Origin of the sequence: Paraburkholderia sp. (assembly GCF_047605525.1) — a bacterium.
In the GTDB taxonomy this organism is placed as follows: domain Bacteria; phylum Pseudomonadota; class Gammaproteobacteria; order Burkholderiales; family Burkholderiaceae; genus Paraburkholderia.
This window is the reverse complement of record NZ_JASGFN010000020.1, coordinates 148,490-156,724: the sequence shown is the minus strand read 5'-3', so window position 1 is coordinate 156,724 and position 8,235 is coordinate 148,490. Positions and strand designations below refer to the sequence as shown.

The following is an 8,235-nucleotide window of genomic DNA, read 5'->3' as shown; positions in this document are numbered from 1 at the left end:
GGCGAGCCCCGCCGCCACCGCCGCGCCGACCGCCGCCACCCCGCCGCCGACAAACACTTCCTGCCATGCGATTCCCGCCGCCGTCAGCGCGCGCAGCGCCACGTCGCGCACGTTGCACGGCGGACTCAGCAACGCGAGCGGCAACGGCTCGCCGACTCGCAGCGTCCATGCCGGCGTCGCGAGCCAGCCGAGCGGTTCGCTGAACAGCACCTGCGCGTCGTCGCGCGGCGGCTCGTCCGCGCCGTAACGGACGATCGCTGCGTCGAGTCGCCGTTCGTCGAACTGCGCGAGGAGTGCCGCCGACGTCCCCATGTGCAGCTCGACCACGAGCCCCGGATCGTGCGCATTGAGGCGGCCGAGCAACTCCGGCAGGTCAGGCCCGGCGACATGCTCACTGAGCCCGAGCACGAGGCGTCTGCGTTCCACCGACAACGCGCCCAGCGCGCGCTCATGCGCGTTCAGCAGCTCGCGGGCCGCGCCGAGAAACGCATTGCCGTCGGCGGACAGGCGCACGACACGCGGCGTGCGCTCGAGCAACTGCTTGCCCAGATGCGCTTCCAGCCGCTTCAGCTTCAGGCTCACGGCCGATTGCGTGGTGTCGAGCGCGTCCGCGGCACGCGTGAAGCTACGCAGATCGGCGACGAGCACGAACGCCCGCACCGCGTCGAGATCGAGCACTTTCATTTCCAATGGAAATAGATGAAATAGGTGAGGATGTCTGTTTATTATGAATGAGTGTGCCTAAGCTGTGTTTGACCCAACACAGCAACAAGAAGGAGCCCATCATGCCGCTCACCCGGATTTCACTGCGCGCCGGCAAGCCGGCCGAATACCGCAAGGCGCTGACCGCCGGCATCCAGCGCTCGCTCGTGGACACGTTCAACGTGCCGAAGGACGACATGTTCGTGCTGATCACCGAGCACACGCCCGACAACATGATCTATGACCGGCAGTACCAGAACATCGAGCGCGGCGACGACTTCGTCGTGATCCAGTTGACCGTGAGCAACACGCGCACGGTGGAGCAGAAGAAGGCGCTGTACCGGCGCATCGTCGATGAACTCGGGAAATCGCCCGGCGTGCGCCGGGAAGATGTGTTCATCAATCTCGTCGAGGTCGGGAAGGAGAACTGGTCGTTTGGCAATGGGGTCGCCCAATACGCGACTTGAGCGAGGGACGCGGCCGGCGCGGTCTCCGGCTGCCTTCGTGTCACGACGCCATCCGCTGGCGACATACCTCGAGCACGAGTTGCCGGAGCCAACGATGAACCGGATCCGCGTCCAGGCGCGGATGCCACATCTGCGACACCGTAATTTTTTCGGTGATCACCGGAAGATCGAAAGCGCGGATGGCGACGGATGGCGGGAAGGCTCGGGTTTCAGGCTGCTCTCCAGGCTGACTGAGCAGAAACGACGCAGGCACGAGCGCGATCAGATCCGACGCTTGCGCGACGGCAAGCGCGGCGGGAAAGCTGGGCACCACGGCGACGACCTTTCTCTCCAGCCCTAACGCCGCCAGCGCATCGTCGACCGGCCCGCTGCCTTGGCCGCGCCGTGAAGCCACCACGTGGCCGAACGCTACATATCGTTCGGCGGTTATTTCGCGTTCCGCTCCGAGCGGATGTCCGCTTCTGACGACGCCGACAAAGCGATCCCGGAATAGAGCCTGAACGCGTATTTCCGGGCCCATCCGGCTCAGGACACCGATTTCCAGATCGGCCGAGCCTTCTCGCAAAGGCGCGGGTGTCTTCTCGAGCTTCGGCGTGAAACTCATCCGCACATGCGGTGCAAGCGCGGTCGCCCCGGCTATCAGGGATGCGCCAAATGCTTCGACGAAGCCGTCGTTGGCGCGAATGGTGAAGGTTCGCTGCAACGTCGGGAAATCGGGTTCCCCGGTCGAAGGACGCAGCAGGCCCCGCGCTTCGTGAATCGCATTGCGGGTGCGTTGGCGCAGTGCCTCCGCGTGAGGCGTCAGCACCATCCGGCGGCCCGCGCGGACCAGCAGCGGATCACCGGTCGCTTCTCGAAGCCGGGCCAGGGTCCGGCTCATGGCCGAAGCGCTCAACCCCAGTCGACGCGCGGCGCCGATCACGCTGCCGTCGGCGAGCAGCACATCCAGGGCAACGAGCAGATTCAGGTCGGGATCGGGCATGGCGGATCGTAACATTGAGCGTCCAGACATGGCGTCTGATGCATTTCATAAGTGCAAACCTTGCGTCTTCCGCCATGTGTGGCGCGCCACTATATTTCCTGAGACTGAAGCAGCGCTCAATCCGATTTCATTCACAGGAAACGACCATGCAACGCACATCCCGGCAAAAAACCGTGCTCCTCATCGGCGCATCCCGCGGTCTCGGCCTCGCGATGGTCGAGGAATATCTGAAACGCGGCTGGCGGGTGATAGCCACCGGCAGGCAGGGTTCCACGGAAAAGCTCGTTCAGCTCGCGAAAGCCGCGGACGGCGCACTGGAAGTCGAAATGGTCGACATCACGATTCCGGAGCAGGTCGCCGCTTTACGCCATCGTCTTGAACAACGCCGGCTAGACGTGCTTTTCGTCAATGCCGGCGTCAAGAATGACGATCGTGAAACGATCGCGGATGTATCGACCGATGAATTCGTCCGTGTGATGGTGACGAACGCGTTGAGCCCCATGAGGGTCATCGAGGCATTTCAGGATCTCGTTCAGCCGGCCGGAACGATCGGCGTCATGTCGTCGGGGCAGGGCAGCCTCACCAACAACACCAACGGAAACTACGAGGTCTATCGAGGCAGCAAGGCCGCGCTGAACATGTTTATGCGCAGCTTCGCCGCGCGTCATCGGGACGAGGCGAGAACCCTGCTGCTGATGGCGCCCGGATGGGTTCGAACGGATATGGGCGGTCCCGACGCGCGGCTCGGCATCGACGAAAGCATTCCGAACCTGATCAGCACGATCGACGCTTACGAAGGCCGTGCCGGCTTGCACTACCTGGACTACCTCGGCAGAGTCGTGCCGTGGTGAACGACGGCACGACCGGAACCCGTTTCGCGTAATCGTCACGCAATCGTATCGACTACCCCGCCATCCACGCGCAACGCCGCCCCCGTCGTCGCCGACGCCTGCGGCGAGCACACGTAGACCACCATATTCGCGACTTCTTCGGGACTCGCCGCGCGCTGGATGATCGAGCTGCCGCGATGCTCGCGCACGAATTCGGTGGCGACCTGTTCGACGGTTTTGCCCTGTTCCTTCGCGGTGTCCTCGACCATCGAGCGAAAGCCATCCGACAGCGTCGGGCCGGGCAGCACCGCGTTCACCGTCACGCCGCTGCCGGTCGCGTGCTTGGCGATGCCGCGCGCGACGCTCAATTGCGCAGTCTTCGAAAAGCCATATGCGAGCATGTCGGGCGGAATATTCAACGCCGACTCCGACGATATGAACACGACGCGCCCCCAGTTGCGCTCCATCATCCCCTTCAGATAGTGGCGCGTGAGCCGCACGCCCGACATCACGTTGACCTGGAAATAGCGCTCCCAGTCGTCGTCTCCGGTCGTGAAGATGTCGCCCGGTCCGAAGACGCCGAGGCTGTTCACGAGAATGTCCGCCTGCGGTATTGCTTGCGCGAGCGCATCGCAGCCGTCGCGCGTGCCGAGGTCGCCGGCGAAACCCTGCAGTTGCGCTTGCGGCGCGTGCTTGCGGATCGTGTCGATGGCGCGGTCCACGGTTTCCTGCTTGCGTCCATTGACAACGGTCCGCGCGCCCGCCGCGGCGAGGCCGGTGGCGATGGCAAGGCCGATGCCGGCCGTCGAGGCGCTGACGATCGCGGTCTTGCCCGAGAGATCGATGTTCACTGTGCTGGCTCCTTGCTGAGGTGGGGGCGGCCGCGCCCGGCATGCAGGCTCCGCCGCAAAACACAAAGGACGAAAGTGCTCGAGGCATCGAACGGAAAGTATCCCATCGATCCGTTCACGCAGCAGCGCGTGTGCCCGGCGAGCGTCCGCTGAAGCGGCCGGCCGTCGAAGACCGCGTCGCTATAATGATTCGCCGTCCTTCCCCCGACCTTCAAGCGCTTTTCAACCACTCCCCGCCATGACCTCCGACCGCACTGATCCTCCCCGCGAATCCCTCGAACTCGGCGGCTCCGTCTGGTTTCAGGCCGGCGCGCGCACGCTCGGCGGCGCGCCGCGCATCGCGCTGCTCGCGGCGATCGGCGAAACCGGCTCGATCACGAGCGCGGCGAAAGCGGTCGGCATCAGCTACAAAGGTGCGTGGGATGCGGTCGACACGATGAACAACCTCGCCGGCGAACCGCTCGTCGTGCGCCTGACCGGCGGCAAGGGGGGCGGCGGCACCACTCTCACGCCGCGCGCGGTGAAGCTGATCGAGACGTTTCGCGCGGTCGAGCGCGAGCATCGCCGGTTTCTCGAACGCGCGAGCGCGGCGATCGAGGGCTTTGCGACGGACTGGGATCTGATCGGCCGCATCGGTGTGAAGACGAGCGCGCGCAATCAGTTCTATGGCACGGTGTCGGCGATCACGCGCGGCACCGTCAACGACGAAGTGTCGCTCGCGCTGCCCGGTGGCCAGACGGTCGTCGCCGTGCTCACGCACGAGAGCACCGAAGCGTTGGGTCTTGCCGAGGGCGTGGCGGCGTTCGCGCTGATCAAGGCGTCGTGGGTCGTGCTGCTTGTCGACGGCGAAAACGGCGCGCCGTTGAAGCTGTCGGCGCGTAACCAGTTGCGCGGCACCGTGCAGAGCGTGAAGCGCGGCGCGGTGAATGCGGAGGTGTCGTTGGGGCTCGAGGGCGGCGCGGTCATCACCGCGGTCGTCACGAACGAAAGCGTCGATGCGCTCGGTTTGCGGGAGGGCGCGAGCGCGGTCGCGGCGTTCAAGGCGTCGAGCGTGATACTCGGGGTGAAGGATTGAGTGTCGTGGATACGCGGATGAAGATGCGGACGCGCCCTGGCGTAACTATCCCCGTGACGGTTCATTCCGCGCATAGCCCGCAAACGGATGGTCCTCGCGCACGCGGCCATCGCTGACCTGCACGACCTGATCGCCGAAAGCGGCGACGTCGTCGGGATCGTGAGTGATCAACACCATCGGAATATCGAGCCGCGTTTGCAGATCCGACAGCTCGCGCCGCATGCGCTGACGCAGCGCGCTGTCGAGTGCGGAAAACGGCTCGTCGAGCAGCAACAGGCGCGGCTGCGAAACCAGCGCCCGCGCGAGCGCGACGCGCTGCTTCTGCCCGCCCGACAACTGCACCGGGTGATTGCCCGCGACCGCCTTCAACTCCAGCGCCTCGAGCCAGTAATCGACCTGCGGATGCGTGCCGCGCGCGCGTGGATTGAACCAGCCCTGGCGCAGCCCGAAGCCGATGTTCTGCCGTACGTTCAGATGCGGAAACAGCGCGTAGTCCTGGAACAGATACGCGATCTTGCGCGCCTGCGGCTTCTGATCGATGCCGCGCGCGCTGTCGAACAGCGTGGTGCCGTGCAGCGTGATCGACCCTTCGTCGGGGTGCAGCAAACCGGCGATCGCCTGCAAGGTCAGGCTCTTGCCCGCGCCGGACGGCCCGAACAGCACGAGCCGCTGCGTGTTCGCGCTGAACGCGACATCGAGCTTGAAGCGCCGCTCGGCGCTTTCGAAGGTCTTGCGGATCGCGACGTCGAGCGGCATGTCAGCGGGACCTCAGAAGCGTGTGCTGCGGCACCAGACGACCCGCGAGCAGCAGGATCGTCACACACGTGACCGAGGTCACGAGCACGAGAAAGTTGGCGGTGCTGTCGTCGCCGGCCTGCACCGCCGAATAGACCGCGACCGACAGCGTCTGCGTGCGGCCCGGCAGGTTGCCCGCGATCATCAGCGTCGCGCCGAATTCGCCGAGCGCGCGCGCGAACGCGAGCAGGGCGCCGGCGAGGATGCCGCGCGCGGCGAGCGGCAGCGTCACGCGGAAAAACACCGCCGTTTCGCTGACGCCGAGCGTGCGCGCCGCGCGCTCGAGCTGCGGATCGACGCCTTCGAACGCGGCGCGCGCCGATTTCAGCACGAGCGGAAACGCGACCACCGTCGACGCGATCACCGCGCCCTGCCACGTGAATACGAGCTGGATGTCGAAGCGGTCGAGCCATGCGCCGATCACGCCGCGCCGGCCGAGCAGCACCAGCAGGTAGTAGCCGAGCACGGTCGGCGGTAGCACGAGCGGCAGCATCAGCATCGAGTCGATCACGTCGCGCGCGCCGGAGCGCCAGCGCGACAGACCGAGCGCCGCCGCGACGCCGAGCACGAGATTGAGCACGGTGGCCCAGCCCGCCACTTTCAGCGACAGCAGGAGCGGAACCCAGGCCTGTTGCATGAGCGTGTGCCTTTTTCGTGAATCAATGCGCGGGCTTGAAGCCGTACTTCGCGAGCACCGCCTGGCCGGCCGGCGACAGCACGAAGTCGATGAAGGCCTGCGCGTCGGCCGCCTGGTGACTGCCTTCGACCCGCGCGATCGGGTACGTGACCGGCGTCTGCGTCGGCAGAGTCATTGCGACCTTGACCTTGTCCGGCATGATCGCGGCGTCGGTGCCGAACACGAAGCCCGCGTCGACTTCGCCGCGCGCGACGTAGTCGAGGCTTTGACGCACGTTCGCCGCGAGCACCGCCTTTGCGCTCACCGCGTCCCAGACGCCCGCGGCCTGCAACGCGCCCTGCGTATAACGGCCGATCGGCACGGACGCCGGATCGCCGAACGCGACACGCTTCACGCTCGCGGCCGTCAGCTCGTTGAGGCTGGTGGGCGTGAAATGGCTGTCGGCCGGCACGATCAGCACCAGCGAATTGGCGGCGAAGTCGCGGCGCGTCGACGGCACGATCACTTTTTCGGCGGCGGCCTTGTCCATCGCCTTCTGATCGGCCGAGGCGAACACGTCGGCGGGCGCGCCCTTGACGATCTGTTGCATCAGCACGTCGGATGCGCCGAAGTTCAGCAACACCTTGGTGCCCGGATGCTGCTGCTCGAACGCGTCGCCGACCGCCTTGAACGCGTTGGTCAGGCTCGCGGCGGCGGAAACCACCAGTTCACCGGCGTGGGCATTCGCGCTGACGACGACGGAGAGGGCGCTTGCAACGCACAGCACATATTTCTTCAGATGGCGGGAAAGTGTCATGAAGGACCTGGAAGTCGGACGTGGAGGGAAGGCAGCGGCTTAAAGGCGCTATCGTAATATATGCGCGGTTATAGCGGTGCGCATGACGGGCGATGCAACGGGGCGCCGGATGCGCCGCACGGAGAGCGAGCGGTATCAGGCCACGCCTGAAAGCTTCGAAAAAAGCGCCGCGAAGGCGCTCAGATTTGGGACGCGCGCGATGGTTTGAACGTATCGAGCGGCTGCGACAGCGGCGCGGCGGCCGGATGGAGGTCGCGCGCGGCTTTCCACTTTGCGCGGATGAACGGCCGGTCGTGGCCGGATACCTTCAGCGCGATATGCGTGACCCAGCGCTGGGTCGGCACGTGCACGTCATGCATCGCGACGGCGAGTACCATCATGCTGACGGCGACCGGCATCGCCGACAGCCGGCCCGGCTCCGCATTCCACGCGATGCGCACGAACACGAGCGCGGCGAGCGCACCGACGAGGCAGCCGGTCACGGCTTCGGACGGCGAATGCGCGCTCAGCACCACGCGCGAGAGCCCCACCGCGATGCCGGCGGCGAGCCCCGCGAGCACGCCGAGCAGACGGATTGCGGGCCGTGCGGGTAATAGCATCAGAAACATCGCGACCGGATAGACGGCCGTGGACAGCATCGAGTGGCCGCTGACGCCGGTGAAATCGAGCTCCCGCACACCGACGCCCCAGCCGAGAAAGGCCAGCTTGGTCACGGTCACGACGCCGATCGCCGCGCCGAGCAACGCCAGCCAGCAGGCCGCGAGCCGCCACGAGTAGCCGACCGACAGCCACAGCGCGATGGCGAGCGCGAGCGGCAGCGTCAGGCCGGCACCGCCGAGGCTGGTGATCGAATACCACAGATGGATCGGTAAATCGGGCATGGCAGGAGCGCGACGCGGGGCCGCGTGGAATCGGGTTGGTGGAAAATCGGCGCGCGGCCGGCGCGAAGTGCCGGTACGGCTCGGATCGACACACTGCAAAAACTAACCGCCAGTATAGACGGGTGCCGCACGACGGTCTTGCGGCGCACCGCGCATTTGCGCGCCAAATGTGGGCTGCCGAACAGGCGTCGTGGGAGTTTGACGGCGAGGAGGCGGCAA

At 66.0% G+C, this 8,235-nt stretch carries 10 protein-coding genes; 3 read left to right on the top strand and 7 right to left on the bottom strand.

Annotated features, from left to right (window positions below):
* Window positions 1-684 (bottom strand): LysR family transcriptional regulator (locus QM685_RS26380; RefSeq protein WP_415120962.1); only part of this gene is annotated, 684 nt, incomplete at its 3' end.
* 101 nt (window positions 685-785) lie between these two features.
* Between QM685_RS26380 and QM685_RS26375 the strand changes: the two genes are divergently transcribed.
* Complete coding sequence (locus QM685_RS26375) at window positions 786-1,169, top strand: tautomerase family protein (RefSeq protein ID WP_415120960.1); 384 nt, start codon at window positions 786-788, stop codon at window positions 1,167-1,169.
* A 40-nt stretch (window positions 1,170-1,209) separates the two neighbouring features.
* Here QM685_RS26375 and QM685_RS26370 read toward each other — a convergent pair whose 3' ends face one another.
* Window positions 1,210-2,151 carry a LysR family transcriptional regulator gene (locus QM685_RS26370; protein WP_415120958.1) on the bottom strand — a complete coding sequence of 314 codons (942 nt, stop codon included), beginning with the start codon at window positions 2,149-2,151 and terminating at the stop codon, window positions 1,210-1,212.
* A 146-nt stretch (window positions 2,152-2,297) separates the two neighbouring features.
* On the opposite strand from QM685_RS26370, the gene QM685_RS26365 reads away from it, so the two are divergent.
* Window positions 2,298-3,002: an SDR family NAD(P)-dependent oxidoreductase gene (locus tag QM685_RS26365; RefSeq protein WP_415120970.1), complete on the top strand. Its 705-nt coding sequence runs from the start codon at window positions 2,298-2,300 to the stop codon at window positions 3,000-3,002.
* A gap of 35 nt (window positions 3,003-3,037) precedes the next feature.
* On the opposite strand, the gene QM685_RS26360 is transcribed toward QM685_RS26365, so the two are convergent.
* Window positions 3,038-3,832, bottom strand: coding sequence for an SDR family NAD(P)-dependent oxidoreductase (locus QM685_RS26360; RefSeq protein WP_415120956.1), 795 nt, complete (start codon window positions 3,830-3,832; stop codon window positions 3,038-3,040).
* Window positions 3,833-4,070: 238 nt separating this feature from the next.
* Here QM685_RS26360 and QM685_RS26355 point away from each other — a divergent pair, with 238 nt between their 5' ends.
* On the top strand, window positions 4,071-4,907 hold the full coding sequence (locus QM685_RS26355) for a TOBE domain-containing protein (protein WP_415120954.1): 837 nt from the start codon (window positions 4,071-4,073) through the stop codon (window positions 4,905-4,907).
* Window positions 4,908-4,952: 45 nt separating this feature from the next.
* Here QM685_RS26355 and QM685_RS26350 read toward each other — a convergent pair whose 3' ends face one another.
* From QM685_RS26350 to QM685_RS26335, 4 genes are all read right to left on the bottom strand, one after another.
* Complete coding sequence (locus QM685_RS26350) at window positions 4,953-5,663, bottom strand: sulfate/molybdate ABC transporter ATP-binding protein (RefSeq protein ID WP_415120952.1); 711 nt, start codon at window positions 5,661-5,663, stop codon at window positions 4,953-4,955.
* 1 nt (window position 5,664) lies between these two features.
* Complete coding sequence (modB, locus tag QM685_RS26345; protein ID WP_415120950.1) at window positions 5,665-6,339, bottom strand: molybdate ABC transporter permease subunit; 675 nt, start codon at window positions 6,337-6,339, stop codon at window positions 5,665-5,667.
* A gap of 22 nt (window positions 6,340-6,361) precedes the next feature.
* On the bottom strand, window positions 6,362-7,135 hold the full coding sequence (gene modA, locus QM685_RS26340) for a molybdate ABC transporter substrate-binding protein (protein ID WP_415120948.1): 774 nt from the start codon (window positions 7,133-7,135) through the stop codon (window positions 6,362-6,364).
* Window positions 7,136-7,314: 179 nt separating this feature from the next.
* Window positions 7,315-8,016 (bottom strand): phosphatase PAP2 family protein, encoded by a 702-nt coding sequence (locus QM685_RS26335; RefSeq protein ID WP_415120946.1) that lies wholly within the window; start codon window positions 8,014-8,016, stop codon window positions 7,315-7,317.
* Window positions 8,017-8,235 lie beyond the last annotated feature (219 nt).

What these genes read in the sequence shown, in the direction of transcription:
- QM685_RS26350 (WP_415120952.1), bottom strand. Translation starts at nt 5,663, where the DNA reads ATGCCGCTCGACGTCGCGATCCGCAAGACCTTCGAAAGCGCCGAGCGG.
- QM685_RS26355 (WP_415120954.1), top strand. Translation starts at nt 4,071, where the DNA reads ATGACCTCCGACCGCACTGATCCTCCCCGCGAATCCCTCGAACTCGGC.
- modB (WP_415120950.1), bottom strand. Translation starts at nt 6,339, where the DNA reads ATGCAACAGGCCTGGGTTCCGCTCCTGCTGTCGCTGAAAGTGGCGGGC.
- QM685_RS26375 (WP_415120960.1), top strand. Translation starts at nt 786, where the DNA reads ATGCCGCTCACCCGGATTTCACTGCGCGCCGGCAAGCCGGCCGAATAC.
- QM685_RS26365 (WP_415120970.1), top strand. Translation starts at nt 2,298, where the DNA reads ATGCAACGCACATCCCGGCAAAAAACCGTGCTCCTCATCGGCGCATCC.
- modA (WP_415120948.1), bottom strand. Translation starts at nt 7,135, where the DNA reads ATGACACTTTCCCGCCATCTGAAGAAATATGTGCTGTGCGTTGCAAGC.
- QM685_RS26335 (WP_415120946.1), bottom strand. Translation starts at nt 8,016, where the DNA reads ATGCCCGATTTACCGATCCATCTGTGGTATTCGATCACCAGCCTCGGC.
- QM685_RS26370 (WP_415120958.1), bottom strand. Translation starts at nt 2,151, where the DNA reads ATGCCCGATCCCGACCTGAATCTGCTCGTTGCCCTGGATGTGCTGCTC.